Below are 15,603 nucleotides of genomic sequence, written 5' to 3'. Positions count from 1 at the left end.
GGTGTCCGAGGCATCTCGGACACCGGCTTTCGCGTCCCCCCGCCTCAGCCGGCTGCCACCGTGAGTGGAGCGAACCGCCGTCTCCAGTCGCCGGGCAGTTCGTTGAAGCCGCAAGTCATGACGGTGTTGAAGGTGACCGATGACAGGCCCCGCTCCTTGACCCAGGCCAGCAGCTCCTCGTGCCGGACGTCGATGTCGGTGCGCAGCGGCCGGTCGGAATGCTCGGCCAGGGACGCCAGGAGCGCTTTCGCCGTTTCGGTGTCGCGGGCGATCAGCGGTCCCACGACATGGGTGTCCATGTTGGGCCAGGCAGCCGCGTAGCCGACGATCCGGCCGCCGTCCTCGGCGACCCGTACCTGGTCGGCGAAGGCGGGCAGCCGGGCGATCACGGGGGTGCGGTCGGCGCCGAACACCTCCTCGTCCAGGCGGAGGATCGTGGTGAGGTCCTCCGCCGTGGCCGCACGCGTCATGACGCCGGGTCCCGGCCCGCCGGGCGTGAAGCGGCCGGCCACCATCTCGGCGTGGCCCGTGGCCTTGAACCCCAGCTCCTCGTACAGCGGACGGCCGTTCGGCGTCGCGTGCAGCGTCAGCGGCGTCGTGCCCATCACGGAGGCGATGTGCCGCATGAGCCGGCGACCGACACCTTGCCGGGCATACCGTTCAGCGACCAGCACCATGCCGACGGCACCGAAGGCCGGTTGGCCATGAGGGCCGTACTCGGTGACCACGCAGGCGCTGACGAGGCCCCCGTCCGGGTCGTCGATTCCATAACCCTTTCCGGCGGTGAGGAGGAAGCCCCACTTGTGTTCCTCGCGGGGCCACCCCCTGTCCTCGGACAAGTCGGCGCAGGCGATGAGGTCACGGTGCGTCAGACGGCGGATGGGGAGAGCGGCGAGGGAAGGAGTCGGCACGCAGGTCAGGCTGTCCGACCGGCACCTCTGACGTCCACCTGTTTCCCGCAGTCGTATGCGCTTTTGGCCAACCCGTGGCCCACTGCACAACGTGTGGACAGCCAGGCGTCGTTTCACGTGAAACACCTGGGGCGTAGGCAACCTGTCGGCAGTCCGGGCGGCCGGCGGAAGCTGACCTGGAACCCAGGTCCTCACCCCAGGTCGGGCGCGTGCATGGCGCGTACTCCCTCGATGTTGCCGTCGAGGTAGTGCCGCAGAGACAGTGGGACGAGGTGGACGGAGGCGATGCCGACCCGGGTGAACGGCACGTGGACGATCTCGTACTCCCCGACGGGTTCGTCGATCTCGGGGCCGTGCCGCAGGGCGGGGTCCATGGACTCCAGCCGGCAGACGAAGAAGTGCTGTACCTTCACGCCGGTCGCGCCGCCGTCCTCACCGATGTGCTCGACGGTGTCGACGAAGCAGGGGACGACGTCGGTGATCTTGGCGCCGAGTTCCTCGTACACCTCACGGTGCAGGGCGTCGACGACGGTCGTGTCCTCGGGCTCGACTCCGCCACCCGGTGTGACCCAGTACGGATCAAGGCCGGGCTTGCTGCGTTTGATCAGGATCAGGTCGTCGCCGTCCAGCAGAACGGCACGTGCGGTGCGCTTGACCACAGGTCGGACGGTCATGGGAGGAATGTGGCCCGGCTGGTTCCACGTGAAACATCCCGCATCGTCACCACGTGAGCCCGTTCCGTCATGCCTGGACGAGTGGGTTCAGCACCAGTCGGTCGCCGCCCTCAGGAGCCAGTCGTGTGCCCGTGCGATCAGCGGTATCGCCAGCGTGCCGGTGCGCACCACCAGAACGTAGGTCCGCAACGGCGGCACCGGTGGACGGTGCAGTTCGACGACGTCCCTGCGGTCCAGAGCGGCCGCGCACAGATAGCGGGGCAGTACCCCCAGACCCGCGCCCGCGGTCACACAGGCCAGGACGGCGCGCAGGTCGGGGACGATGACAGCGCCGGTGGCCGCGGGCCGGGAGTCGAAGACGGACGCCCAGTAGCGGGAGACGAAGGGCAGCGACTCATGGACCTCGACCACGGGAAGACCTTCCAGGGTGGCAGCCTCCGCCCTGTACGGCTTCTCGGTGCCGACCAGCCCGACTCTGCCCGGCGCGGCGATCAGGACGTGCTCCTCGTCGCACAGCGGGGTGGCGCTGAGCAGGGCGCCGCGCGGCCGGGACGTGGTGATGGCGAGGTCGTGGTGACCGGCTGCCAGTCCGTCCAGAACCTCCTCGGCGGTTCCGAAGGAGGCACGCAGGGTGAGCCCCTGTCCGCCCTCGCCGGTCAGCCCGGCGAGGGCGGGAAGGGCCCGTTCGGCGGTGAACTCGGGTGGCCCGGCGAGGTGCAGGGTCCGTAGGGAGGACTCGTCGTCCAGGCCGGTCTCGGTGATCTCCACGAGGGCGTCGAGGTGCGGGGCGGCCTTGTGGGCGAGCTCGTCCCCGATGCTCGTCGGCGTCACACCGCGGGCCTGGCGCAGGAACAGGGGTCGGCCGAGCTGTCTCTCCAGGGTGCGGATCTGGGAGGTGACGGCCGGCTGGGACAGGCCCAGCAGGGCGGCGGCGCGGGTGAAGGAACCGGCCCGGTGCACGGTCACGAAGGTGCGCAGCAAGCCCAGATCCATGGTGCGCGCTCCCCTCCCTGCCTTTCTTCCAGGCTTGAGGCAGGACCCAACTATAAATAAGTCGATAGGTCTCTGTCGCTACGGTGATTGGACACTGACACTGAGTCAACTAGCCTGTTTCGCACGGTTCTTCGCACGGTTCTTCGCGCGCGGAACCGCTGACGGTCCGAGCCACGAGGGGGGAGGCTCGGACCGTCCTCTGTACGGTGCGGGGCGCACGGCGGTCATCCGTCAGCCGGTCATCGCGACGACTCCTCCAGCGCGCGCAGCACGTCCGCCACCAGATCCTCCGGGTCCTCGGCGCCGACCGACAGCCGGATGAAGCCCTCGGGCACCGCGTCCCCTCCCCAGCGCCCACGGCGCTCGGCGGTGGAGCGCACCCCGCCGAAGCTCGTCGCGTCGTCCACGAGCCGCAGCCTGTCGAGGAAACGCTCGGCACGCGCACGCGTGGGCAGCGTGAAGGAGACGACGCACCCGTAGCGCCGCATCTGCCGCGAGGCCACCTGGTGCGACGGATCGTCCGGCAGCCCCGGGTACCGCAGGCCGGTCACCTCGGGCCTCCCCCGCAGTACCCGGGCCACGGCCAGCGCGGTGGAACTCTGCCGGTCCACCCGCATCTGCAGCGTGGCGATCGACCGGTGCGCGAGCCAGGCCTCCATGGGTCCCGGAATCGCCCCGACGATCTTGCGCCAGCGCCGCACGGCGGTCATCGGCTCACCGGAGCGTCCGGTGACGTAGCCGAGAAGGACGTCGCCGTGACCGGTGAGCTGCTTGGTGCCGCTCGCCACCGAGAAGTCGGCGCCCAGCTCCAGCGGGCGCTGTCCGAGCGGTGTCGCCAGTGTGTTGTCGACGGCCACCAGGACGCCGCGCGCGTGTGCCGCCTCCACGAGACGCCGGATGTCGCACACGTCCAGACCCGGGTTCGACGGGGACTCGATCCACAGCAGCTTCGCCCCGTCGAGGGCGCCGAGCTGGGCGTCGCCACCGGTCGGCGCGGTGCGCACCTCGATGCCGTACGCCTCAAGCTGGGCGCGGACCAGGGGGAGCGCCTGATAGCCGTCGCTGGGCAGGACCACGGTGTCCCCGGTGCGCAGCTGGGAGAAGAGCACGGACGAGATCGCCGCCATGCCGGAGGCGAACACGAGCGTCTCCACGCCCTCCCGCCCCGGCATCTCCAGCTCGCCGACGGCGCGCTCCAGATGCGTCCAGGTGGGGTTCTCGTCACGGCCGTAGGTGTACGGCCCCGTGGGCTCGCCGGGCAGGTGGAAGTGCGCGGCGAACACCGGTCCCGGCAGGGTCGGTTCGTGCTTGACCGGCTCCGGAAGACCCGCCCGCACCGCGCGCGTGCCCTCACCGGAGCCTGCGACGACACCCCCGGCCGCGATGGAGTCACTCATGCCGTTCGTCCTTCCACGTCCGCGCGAACCGCGGCGAGCAGGCCCACGCTCGCCCCCTCCACCATCTGCAGGCACTCCTCGAAGCCGCCCCGGTCGCCGTAGTACGGGTCGGGAACGTCCAGGTCGGCGGCGGCGGGGTCGTACGCGCGCAGCAGCCGGACCTTCCGGGCGTCCTCGTCGGTCGGGGCGAGGCGGCGCAGGGCCCTGAGGTGTCCGGCGTCCAGAGCGATCACGAGGTCCAGACGGGCGAACCAGGACCGTTCGAACACGCGGGCCGTGTGCTCGACGGCGTAGCCGTTCTCCTCCAGGACGGAGACGGCGCGAGGGTCGGCCTCCTCGCCCACGTGCCAGTCGCCCGTGCCGGCGCTGTCGACCTCGACCAGGTCATCGAGGCCGGCCTCCGCGACACGTGCGCGGAAGACGGCCTCGGCCATCGGGGAGCGGCAGATGTTGCCGGTGCAGACGAAGCAGACGCGATACCCCATCGTGTGCTCAGTCCTCGTCGGGCAGGACGACGTTGAGCGCCCAGGAGACGACGGAGATGATCAGACCGCCCAGGACCGCGGTCCAGAAACCCTCCACGTGGAAGCTGACGTCGAGTTGGTCGGCCAGCCACGAGGTGAGCAGCAGCATCAGAGCGTTCACGACCAGGGTTATCAGGCCGAGCGTGAGGATGAAGAGGGGGAAGGTCAGCACCTTCACGACGGGCTTGACCAAGAAGTTGACCAGGCCGAACAGCAGCGCCACCACGATCAGGGTGCCGACCTTCTCGCCCGTGCCGGCACCGGTCAGTGTGATCTTGTCGAGCAGCCAGACGGCGACCGCCAGGGCGCCTGCGTTGGCGATCGTCTTGACTACGAAATTCTTCATGTGTCTGATCGTGGCAGAACTGATCGACCAGGAGGGCGGACGAGGGCGATGAAGGCATTCCGGTTGGATGAACTGGAGGCGGAGAGAGCCGCCAACGACGGCGCCTACCTGCAATTCCTGCGCGAACGGAACATGTCGGTCGGCCTCTACGCACTCGATGCCGGAGCCCACGACCCACAGAACCCGCACAACCAGGACGAGGTCTACTTCGTCGTGAGCGGACGCGCCTCCCTCACGGTCGGTCTGGAGACCACCCAGGTCGCGCGCGGAAGCGTCGTGTACGTGCCGGCCGGAGTGGCCCACAAGTTCCACCACATCAGCGAGGACCTGCGGGTCCTGGTGGTGTTCTCGCCGCCGGAGGGCTGAGTGTCTCCGCCCGGCAGGGGAGGCGCCGCCTCGGGGTTCTCTCAGGGATCGGTCAGGGGAGGACCGGGGGTGCACGGCCCCCGCGGGCACCCCTCGGGACCTAGCATCGACGACAGGACATCGAAAGATCCGGGCCGTCGGTGGCACCGGACACCGCACAGACGAGGACGAGGACGATGCGAGAGATCTTCGCGGGACTGCCCTGGTGGGTGAAGTGGGTGGCGGTGCCCGTCATCGCGCTGGTCGTGTTCGGCGGCCTGATAGCGAGCGTCGTCGGCTTCGTGATCGGCCTGCTCTTCAAGCTGCTGGTCTTCGTGGCACTGGTCGGCGGGCTGATCTACGTGGTCCGGAAGTTCACGGCGGGTTCCTCCTCACGCGGCGACTGGTGAGCGGTGCGGGGAGCGGGCACCGGTGACAGCGATCGCCGGTTCCCTCGGCCGGGGGAAGTTTTCCGGACAGCGGGACCGTCGGCGGTGGCGGGTCGTTAAGGTCCGGAACCCTTCGCGGGGTCACATCCCGCGAGCGGCGCCCCCTCCCTCCCGTGCTCCCCGCACGGACCGCCCTCTCGAACTTCGGGAGTGACCCTTGGCCACGGTTGACACCGCAGCATTCGCGGCACCTCACCCACCCCCCGTCCACACGCGTCCCACCACACCCCTGCTCCAGCGGCCCGCGGGCAGAGGCGTTCCCGAACAGCCGCAACCCGCGGCGACGCTCATCGGGTCCGTGCAGCGCGCCATGCGGCTACTGGAATCCGTGGCCCGGCACCACGGCGGGGCTCCGGCGAAGCAACTCGCCCGCGAGGCCGGCCTGGCGCTGCCCACCGCCTACCATCTGCTGCGCACCCTCGTGCACGAGGGCTATCTGCGGCGCGACAAGGGGATGTTCTTCCTCGGCGAGGCGGCCGAGCGCCTGGGCGGCAGCGGAGCCGCGCAGAAACGTCGCAGCACCGTGGTCGCCACCCTCGCGCACTGGCGTGATTCAATCGGCGTTCCGGTGTACTACGCCCGCTACCAGGACGGCGAGATCGAGGTCATGTGCGTCTCCGACACCCCGGGCAATCCGGCGGTCGAGGAATGGGCCGACTTCCGCGAGACCGGACACGCGCACGCCATCGGCCAGTGTCTGCTGGCCCAGTTGGACGAGACGTCCCGCCGCGAGCACCTGGACCGTTACCCCGTGCGGTCGATCACGCCGTACACCGTGCGGGACGAGCACACCCTGTTGCGGCGGCTGGCCCGCATGCGGCGGATGGAGACGGTCGTCGAGCGGCAGGAGTACGCGCTGGGCACGGTGTGTGCCGCGATCCCGATCACCGTGGGCACGACCGCCGCCACGATGGCCATTTCCCTCTCCGCCCATCAGGCCGACCGGCTGCCGACGGCGGTACAGCAGTTGCAGAGCGAAATCGGGCGGATGCTGGGGGCACTCGCTGTCTCTATCAGCATCTGAAAACTTACTCCTTGTGATCTGTTGTGCACTTTCAGCAAGATGCCAGCAGTGTCAAGGGTTGATTCCCAGCCAGTCGACGGCGATGACGGGATAGGGCGATGCGCGAGTCCGTGCAGGCAGTAGAGGCAGAGGTCATGATGAGCTTTCTCGTCTCCGAGGAGCTCTCTTTCCGCATCCCGGTGGAACTGGGCTACGAGACCTGCGATCCGTATGCCGTACGGCTCACGTTTCATCTGCCCGGTGATGCCCCGGTGACCTGGGCGTTCGGGCGTGAGCTGCTCATCGACGGGGTGGGCAGACCGTGCGGTGAGGGAGACGTGCGGGTCTCGCCGGCCGACCGGGATCTCCTGGGTGACGTGCTGATCCGGCTTCAGGTGGGCTGTGACCAGGCGGTGTTCCGCTCGTCGGCGGCTCCGCTCGTGGCCTTCCTCGACCGCACCGACAAGCTGGTGCCGTTGGGGCAGGAGGGCGCGTTCGCCGACTTCGACGCCCATCTCGACGAGGCCTTGGACCGGATCCTGGCGGAGGAGCAGAGCGCCGGGTGAGGTCTGGTGAGGGGCTGGTGGCAGGCCGGTGAAGTAACGCTTCTGCTGGAACGGTGGCGAGGCGCCCGGCAATCGGCCCGTCCCGATCGGCGAAGTGGCGTGCACGAGGAGGATGACGTCCCGGGTGCGCGAAGGGCGCCGTGCCCGATGCCCCCTTCGCACACCCGGGAACGTCAGCGTTTGCGGCGCCTGCCCCGGCCGCCCCGAGCGCTCTGCGCGGCCGGACCCGCCGTACCGGCCGACGGCGCCCCCGGAGCTGCCGCGGCGACGGCGCCCGTGCCCGACCGGTCCGCCGACACCACGAGCGCGGCGAGTGCCGTGGTCACCGGAACCGACGCGACCAGGCCGATCGAACCGACCAGCGTGCGCACGATCTCCTCGGCGACCAGCTCGCTGTTGGCTACCATGCCGACGCTGCTCTGCGCGATGGAGAACAGCAGCAGCAGCGGCAGGGCTGCGCCGGCGTAGGCCAGGACGAGCGTGTTGACCACGGACGCGATGTGGTCGCGACCGATCCGGATGCCCGCCCGGTACAGCCCCCGCCAGCCCATCGTGGGGTTGGCCTCGTGCAGTTCCCAGACCGCCGACGTCTGGGTGACCGTCACGTCGTCGAGGACACCGAGCGATCCGATGATGATCCCGGCGAGGAGCAGACCGCTCATGTCGATCGTCGGGTACAGGCCGTGGATCAGACCGGTGTTGTCGTCCGTGTTGCCGGTGAGCGCCGCCCAGTCGACGAACCAGGAGCCGAGGACGCCGATCAGCAACAGGGAGATGAGGGTGCCCAGAACCGCCACGGAGGTGCGGGCCGACAGACCGTGACACAGGTAGAGGGCGATGAGCATGATGGCGCTCGCCCCCACGACCGCCACCGCGAGCGGGTTCGAGCCTTGCAGGATCGCGGGCAGGACGAAGAAGTTCAGCACCATGAAGCTGATGGCCAGCGAGACCAGCGCCATGACGCCCTTCAGCCGCCCGACGACCACGACGGCGACGGCGAAGATGAGGGCGAGCACGGTCAGCGGGACGCGGCGGTCCACGTCGGTCACCGAGTACTGAAGGTCCTTCGGCGCGGAGGGCTCGTAGGCGACCACGACCTTCTGCCCCTCGTGCAGCTGCCGTGACTGGTCCGGCTGGACGATCTCCGTGAAAGTACGGCCCTTGTCCGCGCCGGTGTCCACACGGATCGTGGCCTTCTTGCAGGTGCCGTTCGCCTGCTGGGCCGCGGAGGAGCCTTCAGCGGTGGAGGTGTCGCCGGTGGGGGTGCCGCCCGAGGCGTTCGCCGACGAGCAACTGATGCTCTCGACGTCGGAGACCGTCGCCCGCTGCGTCTGCCGGTCGAAGCCGACGCCGGTGCGCTCGTGTGCCGGGGCACCACCGGGCCACAGCACGACCAGACCGGCGAGCACGGCCACGCCGAAGGGGATGAGGACGGCCGCGATGACCTTGCGCAGATGCTGGGAGACGGGAGCGGCCGGGCCATGACTGTGGCTGTGCCCGTGGCCGCCACCCGGACCGGGGACGTGGCCACCGTGCCCACCGCTGTGCCCGTCGCCGGAGCCATGTCCGTGGCCCTGGCCGTCATCTGCACCGCGCCCGGGGCCGGGGCGGAAGGCGTGTCCGTCGCCCCCGCCGGCGCTTCCGTTTCTCTCACCGGCACCGCGTCCATGACCTGCACGGGGAGCACCGCCCTGACCGGTCCCGGGTGCGTGCGCACCCTCGCCGGGCAGGTGCCCGTGGCCCCCGCCGGAGCCCTGTCCGCCCTCGCGGCTGAAGCCGTAACAGCCGTCGGGACCCGGACCGCCGTCGGGACCCGGATCGGCACCCGGACCTGGACCGGCACCCGGACGAGGGCCCGATCCGGGAACGGAACTGCCCCTGGGGCCGTACCCCTGCCCTCGCCCGGGGTGTCCGGGGGGAGGAATGCCCGGACCGCGGGGCTGTTCGGGTGGTGGGAACGGAGGCTGGGGTGTCGTGGTCACCGCCCGATCATCGCAAGAACGACCGAGGCCCACTGTTCACCGCGCCACAAAGGACGCTAGCGTGGAGGCACCTTTGCACACGCGGGAGCTCGGAGCACCGGGCTGAGAGGGCGCTGACCTCCGTCTTCGCGATGTTTCACGTGGAACGTCACCTTCACCGAGTGATGTTTCACATGAATCGTCGGCAGACGGAAGCCGCTGCGTCGACCGCTGAACCTGTTACCGGGTAATGCCGGCGTAGGGAGTAGGTCTCATGACCAACAAGGATGCACGCACGCCTGCCTCCGCGCAGACCTCCGACGAGGCCTCCGTCGACGGGGAGGCCGGGAAGCCCATCGGCGGGAAGTCCATCGGATGGCACAAGGCGTATGTCGAGGGTCAGCGCTCCGACCTGCGCGTGCCGGTCCGTCAGGTGCACCTCACCAACGGGCAGTCGGTCACTCTGTACGACACCTCCGGCCCGTACACCGATCCGCTCGTCGAGACGGACGTACGCAGGGGGTTGCCGCCTCTGCGGGAGAACTGGGTCATCGCCCGTGGCGACACGGAGGAGTACGCGGGCCGCCCCGTCCGTCCGGAGGACGACGGGGTCAAACACACCTCGCCGCGCGGCGGACTGCGCAACCTCGACGCGGTCTTCCCCGGACGGCCCCGCCTGCCGCGCCGCGGCCGGGAGGGGCAGGCGGTCACTCAACTCGCTTACGCACGCCGGGGCGAGATCACACCGGAGATGGAGTACGTGGCCATCCGGGAGAACGTGGAGCCCGAGATCGTCCGCGAGGAGATCGCGGCCGGACGTGCGGTGCTGCCCGCCAACGTCAATCACCCGGAGATCGAGCCGATGATCATCGGCAAACGGTTCCTGGTGAAGGTCAACGCCAACATCGGCAACTCGGCGGTGACCTCCTCCATCGAGGAGGAGGTCGAGAAGATGACCTGGGCCACCCGATGGGGCGCCGACACGGTCATGGACCTGTCCACCGGCCGCAACATCCACACCACCCGCGAGTGGGTGCTCCGCAATTCGCCGGTCCCCATCGGCACGGTGCCGCTCTATCAGGCGCTGGAGAAGGTCGACGGCCGGGCCGAGGAGCTGACCTGGGAGATCTACAAGGACACGGTGATCGAGCAGGCCGAGCAGGGCGTGGACTACATGACCGTCCACGCGGGCGTGCGCCTGCCGTACGTCCCGCTGACGGCGAACCGCAAGACCGGCATCGTCTCCCGTGGCGGCTCGATCATGGCCGCGTGGTGCCTGGCCCACCACAAGGAGTCCTTCCTCTACGAGAACTTCGAGGAACTCTGCGAGATCCTCGCGGCCTATGACGTCACGTACTCGCTGGGCGACGGGCTGCGGCCCGGCTCGATCGCGGACGCCAACGACGAGGCCCAGTTCGCTGAGTTGCGCACCCTCGGGGAACTCAACCGCATCGCGAAGCGTTTCCATGTTCAGACCATGATCGAAGGCCCGGGACACGTTCCGATGCACAAGATCAAGGAGAACATCGACCTTCAGCAGGAGATCTGCGATGAAGCTCCGTTCTATACGCTCGGCCCGCTGACGACGGACGTCGCCCCGGCGTACGACCACATCACCTCCGGCATCGGTGCCGCGATGATCGCCTGGTGGGGCACGGCGATGCTCTGCTACGTCACACCCAAGGAACACCTGGGTCTGCCCAACCGTGACGACGTCAAGACCGGCGTCATCACCTACAAGATCGCCGCCCACGCGGCCGACCTCGCCAAGGGGCACCCCGGTGCGCAGGAATGGGACGACGCACTGTCCGACGCCCGCTTCGAGTTCCGGTGGGAGGACCAGTTCAACCTGGCTCTCGACCCGGACACCGCACGGGAGTTCCACGACGAGACCCTGCCGGCCGAACCGGCGAAAACGGCCCACTTCTGCTCGATGTGCGGGCCGAAGTTCTGCTCGATGAAGATCTCCCAAGACATCCGTCGTGAGCACGGAGGCAGTCGGGAGGAGGCCGAGGAGGGTATGGCGCAGAAGTCCAAGGAGTTCGCGGCCGCGGGCAATCGGGTGTACTTGCCGATCGCGGACTGACGCGAGGCAACGGCGCCGCTGCCGTGCCGGTTGGGGCACGGCAGCCGGGCCGCCGTGTTGAGGGCCGGGGCGGCGTCGGCGGTGGTCGCGAGGGTGGGACGCGGGTGGGCGGCCGTTGGTTTCCGTTGGGGAGGTACTTCTGGCGTGTGGCTCGGCAGACTGGTGTCATGACAGCGCAATCCATGAGCAAGGGCGCCAATCTGCCGGTCGATGTGCCGTCCGTACGCGTCGAGATCAGCTGGTCCGAACAGGGCGGCGGACCGGACGTGGACGTGTCGGCCCTCCTGCTGACGGTCGCCGGCAAGGTGCGTGACGACGCGGACTTCGTCTTCTACAACCAGCCGCGGCACGCCTCCGGCGCCGTGCGGCATCTGGGGAAGCGGAGCGCCGACGGTGTCACCACCGACACGGTCGAGGTGGACCTGCGTTCGCTGGAGAGTGCCGTCGCCCGTGTGGAACTGTGCGCGTCCGCCGACGGCGGCACCTTCGGTCAGGTGGCCGGTCTGACGCTCAGGCTGCTCGACGTCGGGGGCCCGGCGGAGCTGGCGCGGTTCGACATGCGGGGGGAGACCGAGACCGCGTTCATCGGCGGTGAGCTGTACCTGAGGGAGGGGCGCTGGAAGTTCCGTGCGGTCGGGCAGGGGTATGCCTCCGGGCTCGCGGGCCTGGCCACCGATTTCGGGATCAGCGTCGATGAGGAGCCCGCCGCTACGGCAGCCGGCCCCGGGGTGCCGTCCGTACGCACGCCTCCGCCGCCTCCACCCGTCGTGCCCATGTCGCCCCCGCCCCCGCCCCCGCCCCCGCCTCCGTCGGCCGCGCCTCGGCCCTCTCCGGTCGTGCCCACGTCACCGCCTCCCGCTCCGGCTCCCTCCACCGCCGTGTCCGCGTCGTCCTCCGGGGGCGCCCGGCTGACCAAAGGGGAGGAACGCCTTCCCGTCGAGATGCGCAAGCGGCTGTCCCTGCGCAAGCAACAGGTGGCCGTCAGCCTGAGCAAGCGTGGTGCGGCCGGGGTCAGCGCGCGGGTCGTTCTGGTGCTCGACGCATCGGGGTCCATGTCGTTCCTGTACTCCCGCGGTGTGGTGGCGGACGTGGTCGAGCGCATGGCCGCGGTGGCGGCACAGCTCGACGACGACGGCGAGATGCAGGCCTGGACGTTCGCCTCGAACCCGGCCCGGCTGCCGGATCTGCGCCTGGGGGAACTTCCCGAGTGGCTGCGGCTGCATGTGCGGGTGGGGGAGATCAGCCTGTTCCGGCGGAGCAAGAAGCCGCAGAAGGGGCTGCAACCGGGCCAGGTCGACATGCGCTCGGTCGGCATCCAGAACGAGGAACAGAAGGTCATCGCCCAGGTCAGAGACTTCGTCCGGGCGAATCCGGCGGCAGCCCCGACGCTGGTGCTGTTCTTCTCCGACGGAGGCGTCCACCGCGACGCCGCGATCGAGAAGGAACTGCGGGCCGCGGCGGAAGAGCCGATCTTCTGGCAGTTCGTCGGACTCGGCCGCTCCCACTACGGCGTCCTCGAGCGGTTCGACACGCTGCCCGACCGACGCGTGGACAACGTGGGCTTCTTCGCCGTCGACGACATCAGCACGGTCCCGGACCCCGAGCTCTACGACCGGCTCCTGTCCGAGTTCCCGCAGTGGCTCACGGCCGCGGGGCAGGCGGGCATCCTCTGACCGGCAGACCGGCAGACCGGCAGACCGGCAGACCGGCAGACCGGCAGACCGGCAGGGGCCTCGCTTCTGCTCCGTACGGCTTGCGCTCCCCGGGGCGGGGGCGCAAGCCGAGGGCCTATTCCGGCTGGTGCTCGGGGCCTCCGAAGTCCGGGCTGGTGTAGTCCGGGCTGCTGAAGCTCGGGCGGGAGCTGCCCGACGTCCCTTCGTCGGGGCTGCTGAAACCCGGACGGCCGTAGCCGATCTTCGGTAGACGGCCGGTGGGCGCCGGCGGGGCCGGTGCGGGGTCGAGCGCGACGCTCGTGCCCGTGTCGGCGAGGACCTCGCGCAGGAAGGGCAGGATGCCCCGCTCCAGCAGGGCTTCCTGCCAGGCATCCTTGGCGCGGTCCACCTCCTCGCTCAGTTCGCCGTACGGGCCGGCCTCCAGGGAGGGACGGTTGCGCAGGGCGGTGAGCAGGAGGCCCACGGTCGCGACGAGGATCGCGGCCGCGGCCACCGCCCCGAACGTCCATCCGGTGGTGAGCATCGTCGTGGCGAACGCCGGCTCGGGATCGAGCATCCGCAGGATGTAGCCGACGAGCAGGAAGATCACCGCGGCGGTGCCGGCGAGGACGGGGGTGAGGACGGCGGCGACGGCGACGGCGCCCGCTCCGGCGGCCTCGGCGGCCTGGGCCGCCTCCCCCACGGTGGTGGCGAATCCCATTCCGGCGCCGCCCGGCTCACCGGAGCCGGACGCATGGCCGGCCGAGGAGGGGCTGGACGGCGCCGGATGGCGCAGTTCCTCGCGGACCTTCACGTAGTGCTGGTACTCGGTCGCCGCGGCCGCCGTGATGAGCGCGGAGGCGTTGAGCGCCATGGTGCGCAGTTGTTCGGGGTTGAGCCGCTGTCCCGCAGCGGTCGCTTCCGGGCGGTGTGGTGCGGAGCGCAGCGCCTCGTCGAGGAGCCGCTCGTACTCCTGGCGGTCCTCGCTGTGCAGGTGCTGCGGAACGCTGTTCATGTGCATCCCCCGATGCTCCGTAGGGCTTGGGGCTCGCATGCCAACGAGCCGTCGGGCAGAAACGGAGGGGAGCCTGCTACGGATGAACCGATGGTAGAGCGGCGACGGCCCGGGGTAACAGGGGGTTCGCCGAAATTGACCCCTGGCCCACGGTGCCGCCGGGCGGGTCCGACGCGGGCGGCGACGGACCCGGGAACGGTCAGACGGGCAACGGAAGTTGCTGGACCAGCAGTTTTCCGGCCATCGTCACGCCACCGTCCATCGCGATGGCCAGCCCGTCGGCGTAGACGTGCGGCCCTTCGACCACGGGACGGGTCGATTCCTCGTCCTCCTCGGAGCCGACTTCGCCCAGCAGATACGGAATCGGGCTGTGGCCGTGAACGATGCGGGTGCCGCCGTACGTATCGAGCAGGGAGCGAACGGCGTCGGAGCCGCCCTCGTCGCGGAAGGAGAAGCGCTTGGTGAACTTGCGGAACAGGTCCCACACCTCGTCCGCGTCGTTACGCGTGATCGTCTCGCGGACGGTGTCGTTGACCGCCTCGATCGAGTCGCCGTAGTCGAGGTAGGCGGTGGTGTCGGAGTGCACGAGCAGATGACCGTCGACCTCCTCCATGGCGTCGAGGCGGGCCATCCACTGGAGGTGGTGGTCCTGGAGTCGGTCCATGTCGGACTTCTGGCCGCCGTTGAGCAGCCAGGCCGCCTGGAAGGTGGCGGTGCCCGCACCGGAGTTGACGGGTGTGTCGCCGAACCGCTTGGCCCCGAGCAGGAGCAGCTCGTGGTTGCCCATGAGGGCCTTGCAGTAGCCGCCGGCCGCGGCGGCCTCGGCGGACAGCCGCATCACGAGGTCGATCACCCCGATACCGTCGGGACCGCGGTCGGTGAAGTCGCCGAGAAACCACAGCCGGGCGGTGCCCGCGCACCAGTTGCCCGCCGCGTCGACCAGGCCCTTCTCCCGGAGGGCGGCGACCAGTTCGTCGAGATAGCCGTGCACGTCGCCCACGACGAACAGCGGACCGGGACCGGTGGCGGCCTGCGGAGCCTGCGCGGCAGCCGGGTCGACGGTCACCTGAAGGGTGTCGCCCCGGTTGATGACGGGCAGGTCGCGCTGGGTGGGCGTGTAGCCCTCGGGGGGCTCGAGGGGGTCGTCGAGGGGCGGTACCACGTTCCCTGGATGCGCGCTGTGAGCGTACGGACCGGTCTCGTGGACGTACGCGGGCACTCGGAAGTCGCGCACCGTCGCCGTACGCTCCACCTCGGGTCCCTGACCGGCCCCCTGAGTCATCAGACCCCTCCACCATCGCGCCGCATCTGCACCGCTTCGGACTGCATGGTCGCAACGGCCCGCGGTGCCGTGCGCCCATCATAGGAATGCGGATCGTGCCGTGTGATGACCCAGGGGTGGTGAATCGGAGCAAGGCTCCTGTTCACCGCGGCTTTCGCCCCGATTGGGCCGGGCTTCGGCAGTGCTCGCTCACCCAGTGCACACCGTGCTTACACCCTCGGCCCACGTGGCGTCGGCGTCGCCGCGCCGTCCGGGGGCGTGTTGCGTGGTGGACGGGGTGGGGCGCGAGCCCGGTGCGATCACCCGTCCGAAGGATTCCGGGTGGCGCCGATCGACCTCATCCCGGCTGCCGCCCGCCGGTTCCGGGGCCGGCGAGCCGGGAAGCCGCCACCGGCGGAA

Annotated in this window: 15 protein-coding genes and 1 riboswitch; of the genes, 6 read left to right on the top strand and 9 right to left on the bottom strand. The window is 69.9% G+C overall.

The window, feature by feature from the left end:
- Positions 1-44 precede the first annotated feature (44 nt).
- The 6 genes from ACH4N1_RS05150 to ACH4N1_RS05125 form a co-directional block, all read right to left on the bottom strand.
- The gene (locus ACH4N1_RS05150) at positions 45-911 is read right to left on the bottom strand and encodes a GNAT family N-acetyltransferase (RefSeq protein WP_398094607.1); all 867 of its coding nucleotides are present in this window, start codon (positions 909-911) and stop codon (positions 45-47) included.
- A gap of 191 nt (positions 912-1,102) precedes the next feature.
- Positions 1,103-1,585, bottom strand: coding sequence for an NUDIX hydrolase (locus ACH4N1_RS05145; RefSeq protein ID WP_363092333.1), 483 nt, complete (start codon positions 1,583-1,585; stop codon positions 1,103-1,105).
- An 87-nt stretch (positions 1,586-1,672) separates the two neighbouring features.
- Positions 1,673-2,578 (bottom strand): LysR family transcriptional regulator, encoded by a 906-nt coding sequence (locus ACH4N1_RS05140; RefSeq protein WP_398094604.1) that lies wholly within the window; start codon positions 2,576-2,578, stop codon positions 1,673-1,675.
- Between the two features lie 239 nt (positions 2,579-2,817).
- Entirely contained in the window at positions 2,818-3,975 is a 1,158-nt protein-coding gene (locus ACH4N1_RS05135; protein ID WP_398094603.1) for a cystathionine gamma-lyase, read from the bottom strand.
- Complete coding sequence (locus tag ACH4N1_RS05130; protein WP_398094602.1) at positions 3,972-4,460, bottom strand: low molecular weight protein-tyrosine-phosphatase; 489 nt, start codon at positions 4,458-4,460, stop codon at positions 3,972-3,974. Before ACH4N1_RS05130 ends, ACH4N1_RS05135 begins: the two co-directional genes overlap by 4 nt.
- Before the next feature lie 7 nt (positions 4,461-4,467).
- A complete protein-coding gene (locus ACH4N1_RS05125) occupies positions 4,468-4,845 on the bottom strand; it encodes a phage holin family protein (RefSeq protein WP_392242220.1) in 378 nt (125 codons plus the stop codon).
- A 48-nt stretch (positions 4,846-4,893) separates the two neighbouring features.
- Here ACH4N1_RS05125 and ACH4N1_RS05120 point away from each other — a divergent pair, with 48 nt between their 5' ends.
- The 4 genes from ACH4N1_RS05120 (at position 4,894) to ACH4N1_RS05105 (ending at position 7,208) form a co-directional block, all read left to right on the top strand.
- A complete protein-coding gene (locus ACH4N1_RS05120; RefSeq protein WP_382781857.1) occupies positions 4,894-5,211 on the top strand; it encodes a cupin domain-containing protein in 318 nt (105 codons plus the stop codon).
- A 176-nt stretch (positions 5,212-5,387) separates the two neighbouring features.
- A complete protein-coding gene (locus tag ACH4N1_RS05115; RefSeq protein ID WP_366058244.1) occupies positions 5,388-5,600 on the top strand; it encodes a DUF5326 family protein in 213 nt (70 codons plus the stop codon).
- Positions 5,601-5,796: 196 nt separating this feature from the next.
- A complete protein-coding gene (locus ACH4N1_RS05110) occupies positions 5,797-6,663 on the top strand; it encodes an IclR family transcriptional regulator (protein WP_398094600.1) in 867 nt (288 codons plus the stop codon).
- Positions 6,664-6,761: 98 nt separating this feature from the next.
- On the top strand, positions 6,762-7,208 hold the full coding sequence (locus ACH4N1_RS05105) for an SsgA family sporulation/cell division regulator (protein ID WP_398094598.1): 447 nt from the start codon (positions 6,762-6,764) through the stop codon (positions 7,206-7,208).
- Between the two features lie 173 nt (positions 7,209-7,381).
- Here the strand turns inward: ACH4N1_RS05105 and ACH4N1_RS05100 are convergent, their stop codons facing one another.
- The gene (locus ACH4N1_RS05100) at positions 7,382-8,938 is read right to left on the bottom strand and encodes a YibE/F family protein (RefSeq protein WP_398095243.1); all 1,557 of its coding nucleotides are present in this window, start codon (positions 8,936-8,938) and stop codon (positions 7,382-7,384) included.
- Positions 8,939-9,261: 323 nt separating this feature from the next.
- Positions 9,262-9,451, top strand: a riboswitch (TPP riboswitch).
- On the opposite strand from ACH4N1_RS05100, the gene thiC reads away from it, so the two are divergent.
- Positions 9,444-11,255 carry a phosphomethylpyrimidine synthase ThiC gene (gene thiC / locus ACH4N1_RS05095; RefSeq protein WP_398094597.1) on the top strand — a complete coding sequence of 604 codons (1,812 nt, stop codon included), beginning with the start codon at positions 9,444-9,446 and terminating at the stop codon, positions 11,253-11,255. (Overlaps the previous riboswitch by 8 nt.)
- A gap of 167 nt (positions 11,256-11,422) precedes the next feature.
- Positions 11,423-12,928, top strand: coding sequence for a VWA domain-containing protein (locus ACH4N1_RS05090; protein ID WP_398094595.1), 1,506 nt, complete (start codon positions 11,423-11,425; stop codon positions 12,926-12,928).
- 115 nt (positions 12,929-13,043) lie between these two features.
- Here the strand turns inward: ACH4N1_RS05090 and ACH4N1_RS05085 are convergent, their stop codons facing one another.
- Together ACH4N1_RS05085 and ACH4N1_RS05080 are read right to left on the bottom strand one after the other, a co-directional pair.
- On the bottom strand, positions 13,044-13,928 hold the full coding sequence (locus tag ACH4N1_RS05085; RefSeq protein WP_398094594.1) for a hypothetical protein: 885 nt from the start codon (positions 13,926-13,928) through the stop codon (positions 13,044-13,046).
- A 193-nt stretch (positions 13,929-14,121) separates the two neighbouring features.
- On the bottom strand, positions 14,122-15,204 hold the full coding sequence (locus tag ACH4N1_RS05080; RefSeq protein WP_398094592.1) for a metallophosphoesterase: 1,083 nt from the start codon (positions 15,202-15,204) through the stop codon (positions 14,122-14,124).
- Between the last annotated feature and the right edge of the window lie 399 nt (positions 15,205-15,603).

This window comes from Streptomyces sp. NPDC017202 (assembly GCF_044331705.1).
GTDB lineage: Bacteria > Actinomycetota > Actinomycetes > Streptomycetales > Streptomycetaceae > Streptomyces.
Note: the sequence above shows the minus strand (reverse complement) of the source record. Positions and strands in the feature narration are given on the sequence as shown.